This window comes from Janthinobacterium sp. BHSEK (genome assembly GCF_056174685.1).
Map to the genome: position 1 here is coordinate 1 of NZ_JBWBYV010000058.1, position 15,730 is coordinate 15,730.

At 61.1% G+C, this 15,730-nt stretch carries 11 protein-coding genes and 4 tRNA genes; 11 read left to right on the top strand and 4 right to left on the bottom strand.

Annotation, left to right across the window (positions count from 1 at the left end; all coding sequences use genetic code 11):
- Window positions 1-158: 158 nt before the first annotated feature.
- Window positions 159-2,030, bottom strand: coding sequence for a phosphoenolpyruvate carboxykinase (GTP) (locus AC0V2Y_RS19380; RefSeq protein WP_475416661.1), 1,872 nt, complete (start codon window positions 2,028-2,030; stop codon window positions 159-161).
- Window positions 2,031-2,358: 328 nt separating this feature from the next.
- On the opposite strand from AC0V2Y_RS19380, the gene AC0V2Y_RS19385 reads away from it, so the two are divergent.
- Window positions 2,359-3,372, top strand: a complete 1,014-nt coding sequence (locus AC0V2Y_RS19385; RefSeq protein ID WP_475416662.1) for a D-2-hydroxyacid dehydrogenase family protein — start codon at window positions 2,359-2,361, stop codon at window positions 3,370-3,372.
- On the opposite strand, the gene AC0V2Y_RS19390 is transcribed toward AC0V2Y_RS19385, so the two are convergent.
- Window positions 3,360-4,133 (bottom strand): L-asparaginase, encoded by a 774-nt coding sequence (locus tag AC0V2Y_RS19390; protein WP_475416663.1) that lies wholly within the window; start codon window positions 4,131-4,133, stop codon window positions 3,360-3,362. The genes AC0V2Y_RS19385 and AC0V2Y_RS19390 overlap by 13 nt on opposite strands.
- A gap of 151 nt (window positions 4,134-4,284) precedes the next feature.
- On the opposite strand from AC0V2Y_RS19390, the gene AC0V2Y_RS19395 reads away from it, so the two are divergent.
- Together AC0V2Y_RS19395 and AC0V2Y_RS19400 are read left to right on the top strand one after the other, a co-directional pair.
- Entirely contained in the window at window positions 4,285-4,770 is a 486-nt protein-coding gene (locus AC0V2Y_RS19395; protein WP_034781194.1) for an asparaginase domain-containing protein, read from the top strand.
- Window positions 4,771-5,289: 519 nt separating this feature from the next.
- Entirely contained in the window at window positions 5,290-8,013 is a 2,724-nt protein-coding gene (locus tag AC0V2Y_RS19400) for a TonB-dependent receptor (RefSeq protein ID WP_475416664.1), read from the top strand.
- A 134-nt stretch (window positions 8,014-8,147) separates the two neighbouring features.
- On the opposite strand, the gene AC0V2Y_RS19405 is transcribed toward AC0V2Y_RS19400, so the two are convergent.
- A complete protein-coding gene (locus tag AC0V2Y_RS19405) occupies window positions 8,148-9,044 on the bottom strand; it encodes a recombination-associated protein RdgC (RefSeq protein WP_034754435.1) in 897 nt (298 codons plus the stop codon).
- Window positions 9,045-9,160: 116 nt separating this feature from the next.
- Complete coding sequence (gene dinB, locus AC0V2Y_RS19410) at window positions 9,161-10,345, bottom strand: DNA polymerase IV (RefSeq protein WP_475416665.1); 1,185 nt, start codon at window positions 10,343-10,345, stop codon at window positions 9,161-9,163.
- A 162-nt stretch (window positions 10,346-10,507) separates the two neighbouring features.
- On the opposite strand from dinB, the gene AC0V2Y_RS19415 reads away from it, so the two are divergent.
- The 8 genes from AC0V2Y_RS19415 to AC0V2Y_RS19450 all read left to right on the top strand — a co-directional run bounded on the left by AC0V2Y_RS19415 (window position 10,508) and on the right by AC0V2Y_RS19450 (window position 15,717).
- Window positions 10,508-12,679: a S9 family peptidase gene (locus tag AC0V2Y_RS19415; RefSeq protein WP_475416666.1), complete on the top strand. Its 2,172-nt coding sequence runs from the start codon at window positions 10,508-10,510 to the stop codon at window positions 12,677-12,679.
- A gap of 98 nt (window positions 12,680-12,777) precedes the next feature.
- Window positions 12,778-12,853 (top strand) — tRNA-Val (locus AC0V2Y_RS19420).
- A 54-nt stretch (window positions 12,854-12,907) separates the two neighbouring features.
- Window positions 12,908-12,984 (top strand) — tRNA-Asp (locus AC0V2Y_RS19425).
- Window positions 12,985-13,201: 217 nt separating this feature from the next.
- A tRNA-Val gene (locus tag AC0V2Y_RS19430) sits at window positions 13,202-13,277 on the top strand.
- Window positions 13,278-13,334: 57 nt separating this feature from the next.
- Window positions 13,335-13,411, top strand: a tRNA-Asp gene (locus AC0V2Y_RS19435).
- A 102-nt stretch (window positions 13,412-13,513) separates the two neighbouring features.
- On the top strand, window positions 13,514-14,617 hold the full coding sequence (locus AC0V2Y_RS19440; protein ID WP_475416730.1) for a hypothetical protein: 1,104 nt from the start codon (window positions 13,514-13,516) through the stop codon (window positions 14,615-14,617).
- Window positions 14,608-15,234: an ABC transporter ATP-binding protein gene (locus AC0V2Y_RS19445; RefSeq protein WP_475416667.1), complete on the top strand. Its 627-nt coding sequence runs from the start codon at window positions 14,608-14,610 to the stop codon at window positions 15,232-15,234. The genes AC0V2Y_RS19440 and AC0V2Y_RS19445 overlap by 10 nt, the downstream gene beginning before the upstream one ends.
- 135 nt (window positions 15,235-15,369) lie before the next feature.
- Window positions 15,370-15,717: a CzcE family metal-binding protein gene (locus AC0V2Y_RS19450; RefSeq protein ID WP_475416668.1), complete on the top strand. Its 348-nt coding sequence runs from the start codon at window positions 15,370-15,372 to the stop codon at window positions 15,715-15,717.
- Window positions 15,718-15,730: the final 13 nt, after the last annotated feature.

A 15,730-nucleotide genomic window follows, 5' to 3' on the forward strand; every position in this document is an offset into this window, starting at 1 on the left:
CCGTTTCTCTTTTTGCTAGCACGCCAGTCATTGCCGGCGTGTCACTTATAGCACGCCAGTCTATGCCGGCGTGTTTCTCCCCCACTACAACTCTCAACACCTGACAAGCTATTGCGCGGCGCGCTACGCTTGTCAGGCGCCGTCGTACGTTAACTTATTTACGCACTCAGCCGCTTTTCCAGCGCAGCCTTGTGATCTGCCAATTCTTGCGGCAGATGATACGCGAGTTTTTCAAACAACTGCGTATGCAATTTCAATTCTTCCACCCACGCGGCCTTGTCGATCGAGGTGATGGTGTCGAACTGTTCTTGCGTGAATGGCAAGCCATCCCAGTTCAGGTCGCCATACTGCGGCGTCGTGCCGAACAGGTTTTCCACGCCGCCCGCCTTGCCTTCGATGCGCTCCAGCATCCATTTCAGCACGCGCATGTTGTCGCCAAAGCCAGGCCAGACGAACTTGCCAGCCTCGTCCGTGCGGAACCAGTTGACGCAGTAGATCTTCGGCAGGGCAGCCGGGTTGACCTTGCCCACCTTGACGCCCATGTCCAGCCAGTGCTGGAAGTAATCGCTCATGTTATAGCCGATAAACGGCAACATGGCAAATGGATCGCGGCGCACGACGCCCATCTGGCCCACGGCGGCAGCCGTCGTTTCCGAGCCCATGGTGGCGGCCATGTACACGCCTTCGACCCAGTTGCGCGCTTCGGTGACGAGCGGCACGGTGGTCGAGCGGCGGCCGCCGAAGATGAAGGCCGAGATCGGCACACCGGCCGGATCGTCCCAGGCCGAGTCGATCACTGGGTTTTGCGTTGCAGCAACAGTGAAGCGCGCATTCGGATGCGCCGCCTTGGTGCCGGACGCCGGCGTCCAGTCCTTACCCTGCCAGTCGATCAGGTGGGCAGGTGCTTCCTTGGTCAAGCCTTCCCACCAGACGTCGCCGTCGTCCGTCAGCGCCACGTTGGTGAAAATCGTGTTGTCGCGCATGGATGCCATGCAGTTGTAATTGGTTTTTTCGTTGGTGCCCGGTGCCACGCCAAAATAGCCGGCTTCCGGGTTGATGGCGTACAAACGGCCATCGGCGCCCGGCTTGATCCAGGCGATATCGTCGCCGATGGTGGTTACTTTCCAACCGTTAAAACTTGCCGGCGGGATCAGCATGGCGAAGTTGGTCTTGCCGCAAGCGGACGGGAACGCTGCCGCGACGTAATGCTTCTTGCCTTCCGGCGATTCCACGCCGAGGATCAGCATGTGTTCGGCCAGCCAGCCCGGGTTGTTGTCGGACGCTTGCGCTTCCTGGTAGCCCATGTTCGAGGCGATGCGCAGGGCGAAGCATTTCTTGCCCAGCAAGGCGTTGCCGCCGTAGCCGGAACCGAAGGACCAGATTTCGCGCGTCTCCGGGAAATGCACGATGTACTTGGTGCTGTTGCACGGCCATTTCACGTCTTGCTGGCCGGCGGCCAGCGGCGCGCCCACGCTGTGCACGCACGGCACGAATTCGCCATCGGTGCCCAGCACGTCGTACACGGCACGGCCCATGCGGGTCATGATCTTCATGTTGACGGCGACATACGGCGAATCGGACAGTTCCACGCCGATGTGGGCGATCGGCGAGCCGAGCGGCCCCATCGAGAAGGGCACCACGTACATGGTGCGGCCGCGCATGCAGCCGTCGAACAGGCCGTTCAGGGTGTGGCGCATCTCGCCCGGATCGGTCCAGTTGTTCGTCGGGCCGGCCGCTTCTTTCGTTGCCGAACAGATATACGTGCGGTCTTCGACGCGCGCCACGTCGCTCGGGTCGGAGCAGGCCAGGTAGGAATTCGGGCGCTTGTCGGCATTCAGTTTTTTCATGGTGCCGCTGGCAACCATCTCGGCGCACAGGCGCTCGTACTCTTCCTGCGAGCCATCGCACCAGTAGATGCGGTCCGGCTTGGTCAGCGCGGCAATGTCGGCCACCCAGTTGATCAGTTTCTGTTGTTTAATATAAGCTGGGACGTTGAGTGCGGCGACGCCACCCATGACGGGCTGATTCATATTACCTCCAATACCAATAAAAGAAATTCTGGTCATTCCGGCAAGACAGGCAGCATCGTTGAGAGTTGGCTGCGGCTCACTGCGGGCGGGGTGCTCACGCGGGCAGGGCTCTGGAGTCGTTTACCTGGATCATGCACCCAGGCTGCAGGAACAGTTTGCGCTATAACTATAATCAGGAAGCTTTAAAAGTGCCGGCGATTGTACACCCGCGTAACGGCTATTCTCGCAAAAATGTAGGAGAATAGCTTGACTAATGTAGTAGGCTATTCAGCATTTCCCGTATCCTGTTATTTCCCTACCAAATCTTCACTAAAATCGGCCATCCACCATGAAAATTGCCATACTCGATGACTATCAGGATGCCGTGCGCGGCCTCGATTGTTTCCAATTGCTCGATGGCCACGAGGTCAAAGTGTTCAGCAATACGGCGCGGGGACTGGGCCAGCTGGCCATCCGCCTGGCGCCGTTCGACGCGCTGGTGCTGATCCGCGAACGCAGCAGTTTCAACCGGGCCTTGCTGTCGAAACTGCCGAACCTGAAACTGATATCGCAAACGGGCAAGGTCAGCGGACACGTCGACGTGGCGGCCGCCACGGAACTGGGCATCGCCATCGCGGAAGGCATCGGCTCGCCCACGGCGCCGGCCGAACTGACGTGGGCGCTGATCATGGCGGCGCAACGCAAGATCGTGCCGTACGCGCAACATTTACAGGAAGGGCTGTGGCAGACGTCGTCAATCGAGCCGGCGCGCAACACGCTCGGTACGGTATTGAAAGGGCGCACCCTGGCGATCTGGGGCTACGGCAAGATCGGGCAATTGATCGCCGGCTATGGCCGCGCCTTTGGCATGACCATCCTCGTGTGGGGCAGCGAAGCGAGCCGTGCGGCGGCCGTGGCGGCCGGCGACACGGCGGCACCATCGCGCGAGGCCTTCTTTGAACAGGCCGACGTGCTGAGCCTGCACCTGCGCCTGTCCGACAAGACACGCGGCCTGGTCACAGCCGAGGACCTGGCGCGCATGAAACCAAACTCGCTTTTCGTCAACACCAGCCGCGCCGAACTAGTGGCCGAGGGCGCGCTGGAAGCGGCGCTTCAGATGGGACGTCCGGGCGCCGCCGCGCTGGACGTGTTTACGGATGAACCCTTGCCGCCCGGCTCGCCATTGCTGCTGCTGCCGAACGTGCTGGCCACGCCACACCTGGGCTACGTCGAGCGGGACAGCTATGAACTGTATTTCCGCTACGCCTTGCAAAACATTGTCGATTTCATGCAGGGTCAATGCACGCGCCTGCTCAATCCGGAAGTACTGGCGCACGCGCGGCAAGTCCCTCAGGAGCGCTGAAAGCCCTTGAGGAGGTCGGGTTCTCCAGTGATGCGGATGGCGGGCGCCGGCAGCACGTGCCGGCCGCGCCACAGGCCGGCCCAGCCGGGCGGCCAGGCGATCTGCGGTCCCGCATACGGCGCCACGCCGGCGCGCACGGCCACTACCGGCACGGGCGGCATGTCTGGCAAGGGCTCGCCTGCCGTGCGCTGCATGTCCAGGCTGTACATGTAATTCGGCAATAAAGCATCGCAGACGCGGCCAAACCAGTCGCTATGGTCGTCGTCGCGCCCCAGCGCCTGCGCCAGGCCTTGCGGATCGAAACGGGCCAGGGCATCGATCAGCTCGCCAGTGGTGGCGCCGGGCGTGTCGCCCCAGCCCATCACCGGGTTGACGTTGTAATCGGCGCCCGAGCCATACCAGCCTTCGCGCCACGGCCGCTGCATCCAGTCGCGCGGCCCCGTGAACAGATGCCAGCGCCAGTGCAGGCCGGACGGCTTGGGCCAGGAATACAGATACAGTTTCTGGTAACCGGCCTGGTGCAGCTCGCGCACCATGGCCATCAGGCGCGCGTGCGGCATGCGGTCCGGCGGCGCGCGGCGAAACAGGATCGCTTCGCCATCGGCGAACTGCACGTCGTCGGTCGACAGGTTCAGGTCCAGGGTCCGCGCTTCGCTGCCGAAACGGGCGGCGATCCAGCCCGTCAGCAGATTGACGGACGTGATCACCCCGTAGCCGCGGTGGCGGTGAAAAATAACGGTACCGGGAGCGAGCGCTTTCATACGGAGTCGGGGTGGCAGGCAAACAAAGAAACCAGTGTACTCACAGATGGCTGAATTTTCCAGGTGCGATGCGCACCGGCCCGCCATTCACGCAAGGGACACAATCCACGCTATCATGCGCGTCATTCTCCACTGACATCGTGACCACATCATGACTTTGCGCATACTCGCCACCGGCGGCACTTTCGACAAACACTACAACGAATTGAACGGTACCCTGGGCTTTTCCGACAGTCATTTGCCGGCAGCGATTGCCCGCGCGCGCATGACGGCGCCCGTGGCGCTGGAGCAACTGCCACTGCTGGACTCGCTCGACATGCAGGATGCGGACCGCCAGCGCGTGCTGGCCTCGTGCCGCGCGGCGCAGGAAAAAGCCATCGTCATCATCCACGGCACCGACACCATGCGCGAAACGGCGCAAGTGCTGGGCGCGGCGAACCTGCAGCAAACGGTGATTCTCACGGGCGCCATGATTCCCTACGAAATCGACAATTCCGATGCCCTGTTCAACCTGGGCTTTGCCTGCGGCGTGGCGCAAACCTTGCCGGCCGGCGTGTACGTGGCCATGAACGGCCAGATCTTCGCTTGGGACAATGTGCAGAAGAACCGCGCCGCCGGCGTGTTCCAGCCCTTGTAAGCGATGGCAAAGCACAGGGGCACAAACAGGCCGGCAACGGCCTGACCGACACTCTGTCACAATTCGCCCCGCCCGCTTTCAGCGGGCTTTTTTACGTTTTTTGACCTTTCAGAAATTCTGCATAGCAACACTTTTCCTCGAATTATTGTAGGTAAAACATCGAATTGCCAATACAATAATTTTATGTTGTAAAAAAACGCCATTCAACATTTTTTAAAACACTGATATATTGAAATATAAAACTGCAATTTAACAAATAAATAAAATATTCTTCAGTATCTATAATTTATTGCCAAATCCGACACGGTTGACATGCATTTTTCCTTGCTGAGAAGACATAATGTTTGCCTCGACAAGTCAAAAGTGCATTTATAACAATATTGCGCTAAGTAGTCTTCCACCTCCCACCGACGTGGTTCCGCCTACCGTACACGCCTCCGCTGGCCCTCTATCCGATGGCCTGAGCGGTGCTCGTGTACTGCTTGTCGTTATTAAAACTACTACGGAGTAATTGTTACAATGGCATTTAAAGAAAAAATCGGCGTACGCAGCGTACGCCTGGCCCTGACCGTACTGGCAGGCAGCGTCTTGTTCTCCGGCCAATCCATGGCGGACGAAGCAATTCAAAAAGTTGAAATTACCGGTTCGAGCATCAAGCGTATCGCTGTCGAAGGCGCCCTGCCTGTGCAGCGCCTGTCGCAAGAAGCGATCGCCAAATCGGGCGCTACTTCGGTAGCCGACCTGATCCAGGCCCTGCCTGCCATGCAAGGCTTCACCATCGGCGCAGTCGCCGCTGGTTCCGACTCGGGCGGCAATACCAGTGCATCGCTGCATGGTATCGGTGAAACCTACACCCTGGTGCTGTTGAACGGCCGCCGCATCGCGCCACAAGGTTCCGGCACCACGGTCAACCTGAATGCCATTCCAATGAGCGCCGTTGAGCGCGTCGAAATCCTGACCGACGGCGCTTCGGCACTGTACGGTTCGGACGCCATCGCCGGCGTACTGAACTTCATCCTGAAGAAAAACCAGCAAGGCGCCACCCTGGAAGCCACCTACGGCGGTCCGGAAGACAAGGGCGGCAACGCCTGGAACACCAGCGTCACCTACGGTTTCGGCGATCTGGACGAAGACCGTTTCAACGTGCTGCTGTCGTACCGTCACGACGAGCAGTCGAAACTGCGCGCCACCGACCGCACGTTCGCCGCTAGCTCGTATGTGCCATTTAGCCGCAACGGCAATAACTACATCTGGGACCGCACCAGCACCTCGGCTTCGCCAGCAGGCGCCACGGTTGCCTACAAGAGCGGTGCGCCATCGACCGCGTTTTCGCCTTACCTGGCTAAAAATGGCAATTGCCCTGAAGGTTTCGACGTCACCACCGCCAATGCACGCGCTTGCGGCTTCGACACTGGCTCCACCGTGGAAGTCGTGCCGCAATCGAAACGCGACAGCCTGTTCTCCAAAGCGACGTACAAGCTGAACGACAACCTGAACGCATTCGCCGAACTGGCCTACTCGCGCTACGACCTGACGGCGCGTATCGCCGCCAATCCGATCCCGATTTCGATCGCCAAGGACAGCGCGCTGTACAACACCTATGTGTCGCCCTACCTGACGCCAGCGCAACGCGCCGACGTCAAATCCGTGACGGCCAACTACCGCAGCACCGACTTCGGTCTGCGCGCCAGCAACACCATCACCGAAACCAAACACATGGTCGTCGGTGTGGAAGGCGAACTGGGCGCGTGGAACTTCGAAAGCGGCCTGACCTGGTCGCAAAACTCGATCGACGAGCGCTACACGGGTGGCTACCAGAAAAATCAGGCGTTCAAGGACATCCTGGCCAATCCGGACTTCAACCCGTTTGCAGCGACGCAAAAGCCATCCGTGCAAGCACAGGTCGCTGGCGCGCAATTCGTCGGCTCCGTGCGTACCGCATCGACCACGATGCGCGGCGTCGACACGCACGGTTCGCGTGAATTGTTCAGCCTGCCAGGCGGCAAAGCCAGCCTGGGTATCGGTGGCGACTACCGCACCTATACCTATGAGCAATCGCCAGGCGCCACCGGCGACGACATCTACAGCTTCAACACCAAGCCTGCCTACGACATGAGCCGCGACACCTACGGCGCGTTCGTCGAGTTGCTGGCACCGCTGACCAAGTCGTTCGAAATGACCGTCGGTGGCCGTCACGATACCGTCAAGGCGATCGATGACAAGCTGAACAACAAAACTGTCGGCAAAAAAGACAGCGCCAATACCTACAAGGTATCGGCACGCTGGCAGCCGGTACAGACCGTGCTGATCCGCGGTTCCTATGGCACGGGCTTCAAGGCGCCGAGCATGCTGGAAATTGCTCAGCCACTGGTCAACGCCGGCTTTACCGCCAAGAAATTTGACTGCCCATACCCAGGTAACGCACTGTGCCGCGCGGAAGCAACGCAATACAATGCCGTATCGCAAGGCAACCCGGATCTGCAATCGGAAAAATCGAAGCAGTTCACCCTGGGCTTCCGTGTCGAGCCTAGCGCGGCCTTCTCGTTCGGCGCCGATCTGTGGGATGTGAAACTGCGCAATGCTGTGTCGGAAGTTTCCGAAGAGCAGGCATTTGCCGATCCGATCAAGTATGCATCGAGCTTCGGAACCTATACCGAACCATCGACCGGCATCACCTACTACTCGTTCAAGAAACTGTCGGTCAACATCGGCAAGAAGGAATACCGTGGTATCGACTGGGATCTGTCGGCCAACCACAAGTTTGACTTCGGCAAGCTGACCGCCCAATTGAGCGGTACGCACATGTTGCACGCCAACTACACCAAGGCTGGTAGCGACAATATCTACACCAGCAACATGAACTTCTTCGGCGACACCAACGAAGTCACGTTCCGTAACCTGATGAAGCTGACGACGACCCTGGACACGGGCCGTCTGAGCAACACGGTCACGGTCAACTACCGTAACGGCTACACCGACGCAGCCGCTACCGTGTACAACCTCGCTACTCAGAAAGAAGAGAAAAACTTCCGCCTGCAAGTACCGTCGTACACCACGTTCGACTGGCAAGCACGTTTCGCCTTTGACAAGCAAACCACGATACGCGCAGGTATCAAAAACCTGTTCGACCGTGCACCGCCGCTGTCGCTGCGCGCGTCGTCGGGCCACCAGGTCGGCTTCGACCCACGCTACGCCGATCCAATGATGCGTTCGTTCTACATCACCGGCAACTACAAGTTCTAATTTGACGTTGTGAATTAGCTTGTCTGGAAAGCGCCTTGCACTTCACCGTGCAAGGCGCTTTTTTTATGCGCCCGCATATTGCACAGACGAAAAAAAGGAGCCGAAGCTCCTTTTCCATACCGATATAACTGCTTTTATGCAGTCGCTTCGCCGCCCAGCGCTTCGACCACGTCGGCCATCAGCTTGGAGAGCTCGCCCGTCATCAGCATCACGTCGCCGTCGAAACGCTCTTCGTCGTTCTTCGTGCTCGATTCCGTTTCCTTGATCACGTCCAGCGGCTTGACGCTCTTGATCGCCAGCGACTCCGTCAGCACGAACGAGATCTTGTCGTTCCACGTCATGGCCAGGCGCGTGCACTGCTTGCCGGCCGCGATGTGGCGGCGCACGTCGTCCGCTTCCAGGGTGTGGCGCACGTAGCGCACGGTGGCCTTGCTCTCGCCCGTGGCGCGCAATTCCGTGTCCATGTCGACCGTGAAGCCGGCAGGCGCGTCGTCCGCCTGCAGCCACTCCGTCATCACCGCCACGGGCGAGCGCTGCACGCGCAGGCTTTCCAGCGGCAATTTATCGACGGCTTTCAGCAGCAGCTTGATGACTTCGTCGGCTTTCGCCGGGCTGGCCGCATCGACCACCAGCCAGCCGTTGACGGGATCGATCCATGTCCAGACGTTGCTGCGGATGCTGAAGGCGCGCGGCAGCAGCTCGTCGGCCACGCGCTCCTTCAATTCCTTCATGGCCTTTTTACCAGGCGCAAAGCCTTGCGCTTCTTCCATCTCGGCGGCACGGGCCTTGGCCACCTGGTTGATGACGGTTGCTGGCAGCAATTTCTTTTCCGTGCCCAGCAGGATCAGCATTTGCTTGTTGACCACGTGGACCAGGCCGCCGTTCGGGCGCGGCGTATCCCAGCCCTGGCGCATCAGATCCATGCTGGTCGCCGGCGTAAATTTGTTCGAGGACAAAGCCTCTTCCAGTTGTTCTGGCGTGTAAGCCCACGGTGCGGGCAGGCGGTAAATCTGAAGATTCTTGAACCACATAGTTTTTGTCTTCCGTTTGTTTCAGTAGTGCCAGGGGAACGCCATTCTACACTTTCGACGTGAAAATGCCGTCAAAAGCGCGGTCTGGCGCGGTATGTATCTTGTAGGAAACGCCGCTACAGGGCGGGAAACAGCTCCGCCTGGGCTGGTGCCTGCCGCGTCACGACGGCCGGATCGGACAAGGTCGAGATGCGCACGCCCAGCAGGCGGATTTTCTTTTCAAATGGCACGCGCCGCAAGCAGTCGCGGCTGGCGCGCAGGATGGCGGCGGCGTCCGCCGTGGCGCTGGGCAGGGTGACGTCGCGCGTCACCGTGCTGAAATCCTCGAAGCGCAGCTTGATGCCCACCGTGCGCCCCGCCAGCGACTGCTTGTCGAGGTCGCCCGCCACGCGCGTGCACAGGCTTTCCAGCTTTTCCGACAGGGTGGCGCGGTCGCGCACCACCTGCAAGTCGCGCTCGAACGTCGTTTCGCGGCTGACGGACTTGGTTTCCCGGCTCGTCTGCACGGGCCGCTCGTCGATGCCCAGCGCCGCCTGGCGCAGCCAGCCCGTGTACAGGTCGCCGAACTGCGTGCGCAGCATGGCCATGTCGGCCCGCGCCAGCTCGCCGATGGTGACAATGCCCAAGGCTTCCAGCTTGGCCGTCGCCTTCGGGCCGATGCCGTTGATCTTTTTCGCCGGCAAGGGCCACACGCGCGTTTCAATATCCTCGGGCGACAAAATGGTCAGACCGTCGGGTTTTTCCAGGTCGGAACAGATTTTCGCCAGCAATTTGTTCGGCGCCAGGCCGATCGAGCACGACAGGCCCGTCGCCTCGAACACGGCCGCCTTCAGGCGCGCCGCCATGGCCGGCGCCTGCTCGCCATGTTCGGTCAGGTCGACATAGATTTCATCGATGCCCACGTTCTGGATGATGGGACACAACTGCGCCACGGCTTGTTTGAAGCGGGCCGAATAGTCGCGGTAAGCCTCGAAATCGGCGGGCAGCAGGATGCTGTCGGGCGCCAGTTTCGCCGCCTTCATGATGCCCATGGCGGAAAACACGCCGAACGCGCGCGCCGCATAGGTCGAGGTGGTGACGACGCCGCGCCCCACATAGTCGCGCATGCGCGCGAATTGCCGCGTGCCGTCTTCCTGCAGCACGGGCTGCTGCAGCCGGCCGCCGCCGATCACCACCGGCTCGCCGCGCAATTCGGGATATTTCAGCAATTCCACGGACGCGAAGAAGGCGTCCATGTCCAGGTGGGCTATCCAGCGGCGGGCGGCAGGCGGCTCGGGAAGTGGGGAGGCAGATGTGGTCAAGGGCACCTCGCGGCGGAATGCAGTTAAATACTGTTGTTATATACAGTATCGCTGGAAATGCCCGTGGATGCAAGCGCCGCGCCGTGTTGACTGAAATCATGATTGGCTTTTCTATTTAGCAAGAATAGAATTGCTGCACAACAACGAACCGAAGGAGTTGCCTTGTCCACCGCACATCACGCCTTGCGCCGCATTGCCGCCTGCTCATCCATCCTGCCGGCCCTGCTGCTGTCCACGCTGGCGCCATCCGCGCTGGCCGCCGACGCCACCACCACCGCTGCCACTCTGTCCGCGCCCATCGCCGCCAAGACGGCCTGGCAGGAAACGCGCCACGGCACCGTCGTCACGGACGACTACCGCTGGCTGCAAAAAAAGACCGATCCTGCCGTGATCGACTACCTGAATGCGGAAAACGCCTACACGGCCGCCGTCACGGCCCCGATCCAGCCGCTGGCTGACAAGGTGTATGCCGAAGTCAAGGGACGCATGCAGGAAGTGGACCTGTCCGTGCCTGCGCGCCAGGGCAACTTTTACTATTACACGCGCGTGGAAGCGGGCAAGCAATATCCGATTCACTGCCGCCGCCCCGTCGGCGCCGGCGGCGCCTACGATGCGCAGGCGTTTGAAGAAATCCTGCTGGACCAGAATCAATTGGCCGAAGGCCACAAATTCTTTGCCGTGCGCGCGTTTGCCATCAGCCCGAATGAACAATTGCTGGCCTATACCACCGACACGACGGGTTTCCGCCAGTACGAGCTGCATGTCAAGGATTTGAAGACGGGCAAATTGCTCACGGACAGCATGCCGCGCGTGACGTCCGTGGCCTGGGCGGCGGACAATGCCACCCTGATGCTGGCGCAGGAAGACGCCACCACCAAGCGCTCGGACCGCGTGTTCCGCCTGGCCCTGGGCGGCGCGCCGCAACAGGTCTACCACGAGCCGGTGGAACAGTTCGCCATCCATGTGGACCGCACGCACGACAGGCAGTTCTTCGTGCTCACTTCGGGCAGCACGGATACGAGCGAAGTGCTGCTGCTGCCAACGAGCAAGCCGCAAGGCAGTTTCCAGAGCGTGCTGAAACGCGAGAAGGGCCACCGCTACGGCGTCGAGCACCGCGACGGCCAGCTGTACATTCTCACCAACAAGGATGCGAAGAATTTCCGCGTCGTCAGCGCGCCCCTGTCTGCGCCGCAGCCGAAGAACTGGAAGCCCGTCGTACCGCACAACAAGGATGCCGTGATCCAGTCCATCGACGCCTTCCAGGGCTATCTGGTGGTGATGGAAAAGGCGCGTGCCTTGAACCGCGCGCGCATCTTTGATTTTGCGCAAAAGAACTGGAAGACGGTGCAGTTCGACGACCCCGTCTACCTGGCCACGGCCGTCGGCACGCCGGAGTTTTCGGCCACGCAATTTCGCATGTCGTACCAGTCGCCTGTCACGCCGCCCACCATCATCGATGTCAGCATGAAGGATGGCCAGCGCACGGTACTGAAGCAGCAGGAAATCGTCGGCGGCTTTGACGGCAGCCGCTACACCACGCAGCGCCTGTGGGTGACAGCGCGCGATGGCGTGCAAGTGCCGCTGTGGGTCGTCTACAAGAAGGGCGTCAAGCTCGACGGTTCCGCGCCGCTGCTGCTGTACTCGTACGGTTCGTATGGCATCTCGACGGAAGCCACTTTTTCCATCAGCCGCATCAGCCTGCTGGAGCGGGGCGTCATCTATGCGCAAGCGCATATCCGCGGCGGCACCGACATGGGCGAAGCGTGGCATGAAGACGGCATGCTGATGAAGAAGAAAAACACCTTCCATGACTTCATCGACAGCGCCGACTACCTGGTGCGCGAAAAATGGACGAGCCCGAACCGCCTGATCATCCAGGGCGGCAGCGCCGGCGGCTTGCTGATGGGCGCCGTCGTCAACATGCGCCCCGAACTGTTCCACGCCGTGCACGCGGCCGTGCCCTTCGTCGACGTGATGAACACCATGATGGACGCCAGCCTGCCGCTGACCACGGGAGAGTACCTGGAATGGGGCGACCCGAACCAGAAGGCGGCCTACGACTACATGCTCAGCTACTCGCCGTACGACAACATTGCGCGCAAGAATTACCCGGCCATGCTGGTGACGACGGGCCTGAACGACAGCCAGGTCATGTACTGGGAACCGGCCAAGTATGTGGCCAAGCTGCGCGCCTATAAAACGGACGGCAATCCCCTGCTGCTGAAAACGAATATGGGCGCCGGCCACGGCGGCGCGTCGGGCCGCTATAACGCCATCCAGGAAAACGCCTTCAATATGGCGTGGATGCTGTCGCAGTGGAATATCACAGAATAATGTGAAAAAGCGCTTGCAGAAGGATTTTAGCCATCCTATAATAGCGCCTCTTCCAGACGTGGTGACAAACGTCGGGATGGTTTTCTGAGACAAGCAACGGGTGCTTAGCTCAGTTGGTAGAGCGGCGCCCTTACAAGGCGTAGGTCGGGAGTTCGAGCCTCTCAGCACCCACCAAATCAGAAAACTGTCCAGTGCTTCATGGATCAGCAACACAGATCATACGAGCTTGGAGTGGTAGTTCAGTTGGTTAGAATACCGGCCTGTCACGTCGGGGGTCGCGGGTTCGAGTCCCGTCCGCTCCGCCAATAAAAGAAAAGCCCTTTGGTTCCTGGAACCGAAGGGCTTTTCCCATTTCAGCAGCAGAAATCACGCCAGTACTCCCTTCCTTGAACATTTTTGCGCTTTTCAGCAAAAAAACTGCCATTCCCCCTCAAGAATAGTTGCACAAGCACGAAAGCGCCCCCTATAATAGTGCCTCTTCCAGACGTGGTGACAAACGTCGGGATAGTTTTCTGGGTATGCGGGTGCTTAGCTCAGTTGGTAGAGCGGCGCCCTTACAAGGCGTAGGTCGGGAGTTCGAGCCTCTCAGCACCCACCACCAATACAGAAAATTATCCAGTGCTTCATGGATCAGCAACACAGATCATACGAGCTTGGAGTGGTAGTTCAGTTGGTTAGAATACCGGCCTGTCACGTCGGGGGTCGCGGGTTCGAGTCCCGTCCGCTCCGCCAATAAAAGAAAAGCCCTTTGGTTCCTGGAACCGAAGGGCTTTTCCCATTCTGGAACAGCAAATGCACTAGAATCAGCGCTACCCTGACTCAGTCCACGCCTTGATGCGCCTGCCCCGCAGCTTTTCCCCCTACCTCGCCCTGCGCTTGCGCCTGGCCCATCATGCTTTGCTGCAATTTGCCGCCAGCCTGGCCAGTTCCATGGAGATTCTCGTGTTCCTGGCCGGTCCCGTCCTGCTGGGCTTGCTCAGCGTCATCGCCCTGCCCGGCTTTCTCGCCGTGACCCTGCCCTGGCCCGCCGCCCTGGGCATCATCGGCACGCAGACCGTGCTCACTTGCCTGCCCGCCTGGCTGCTGCGCAAGCGATTGCTGCCGGCGCATACCGCCGCCTGGCTGCGCCAGCTGCCCTTGCCGCCGCGCCTGCGCTGGCAAGCCGATGTGGCCGTGGCCGGCCTGCTGATGCTGCCGCTGGGCCTCGCGTACGCCGTCTCGGCCAGCATCTGGCTGCTGCAGTCGCCGCCCTGGCTGCGCCCGGTCGTCGCGCCCGGCATGGCCGCCACCCTCGCCGCCTGGCTGCTGGCCTGGCTGCTGACGACGCTCATCATGGCACAGCGCCTGCGCGCGCCGCACCCCGCCCAAAGGGCGCGGGCGCCCACGATGAGCACCTATGTGCCGCAGCCCCCCCGTTGGCGCAGCGTCTTCCTGTGGCGCCAGCTGTTCTGGCTGCCGTTCTGGCGCAATGAAAATGTGATTGGCCTGCAGCAAAGCGTGCTGCTGGCTACGGCCGGCGCCAGCATGCTGGCCTGGCTGCTGCGCGCGCCCCTCGTGCCCGCGCCGCTGCTCGGTTTACTGGCCAGCGCCAGCCTGGTCATTGTGACGGACCGCGGCGACAAGGCCGTGCGCGAGCAGATCGCCGTGCTGCGCCCCGTGCTGAACGCCTGGCCCCTGGCCAGTACGGCCCTGACGCGCCTGGCTTGCGCGGCCAGCCTGCTGCCAGCGTTTGCCGTGCTGCTGGCCGCCGGCGTCTTGCTGTACGCCACCGATCCCGCCGCCTTGCAGCAGCGCGCGACCAGGGTGTATGCCATCACCGCCAGCGTCGCCCTGCTGGCCATCGTCGGCCTGCCCCGCCTGACGGCACGCGGGCGTGTCGCCCTCGTCGTCCTGTCCATCCTTGCCTTGAGCGCCATCGGAAGCGAATTATGGAATTGAATGCCTGTCGTCCCACTCTGCACATCGAGCACCTCGATTTTCACTTCCCCACGCACAGCGTGTTCCAGGGATTCAACCAGCAATTCGGCCCCGGCGTCACCTGGCTGCGCGGCGCCAACGGCGCCGGCAAGACAACCCTGCTGAAGCTGGCGAGCGGCGCCCTGCTGCCCGCGCGCGGCGCCATCCGCCTGAACGATATCGACAGCGGCTTCATGCCGCTGGCCTACCGCGCCCAGGCCTTCTATTGCGGCGGCGATGCACCCGCCCTGCCCTGGCTGCAGGTGTACGAGTTTCTCGACCTGCACCTGGCCCTGTACCCGGGCAGCGACCAGGCCCTGCTGAACGATGAGCTGAGCGCGTTTGCCCTGCTGCCAACCTTGCAGCAAAGCATCAACGCCCTCTCGCTGGGCCAGCATAAAAAACTGCAGCTGGCCTTGGCCCTGGCCTTGCCCGTGCGCCTGCTGCTGATCGACGAGCCGTTCAATGGCCTCGACGCGGCCGCCATGGCTTACTTGCGCGCGCGCCTGGCCGAGCCATCGCGCCTGGCGCGCCAGTGCATCGTGCTGACCAGCCACATGGCGCCGGACGTGCCGCTGGCGGCCACCGTGGAAATATAGACAGGAAATACAGCTTTGCAGATCGGCCAAGAACCGCTTACGATGCCGTGTTGCAAAAACCGGCGATCCCGGTGCAGCCACAACGACAACATGGCGCGCTTATTCGGCGCGCCAGGCTAATTCTTGGAGATTGATATGTTGAACACCCACCGCAGCGCCCTGGCCATCCTGTGCGCCGCCCTCACCACCGTTGCCACCTCGGCGATCGCCGCCGGCCCCACGGGCACGGCCGCCGACTATGGCAGCAGCGCCCCCCACGCCGCCGCCCAGCGCAGCATCGAGCTGCAGCCCGATACGCGCCACATCAACGTCACGCGCGGCGAAACCGTCACCATCGCGCGCGCCGGCCAGCGTTTTACATGGCACGTGCAAACTTTTAACAACAAGACCGTCTTCGCCCTGGCCGAGATCGCACCGAAGGACATGGCCGTCGACGGCATCGCGGTGTACGTGGCCGCCAATCCCCTGTACGCGGGCAGTTAAGTTTCTTTACGCA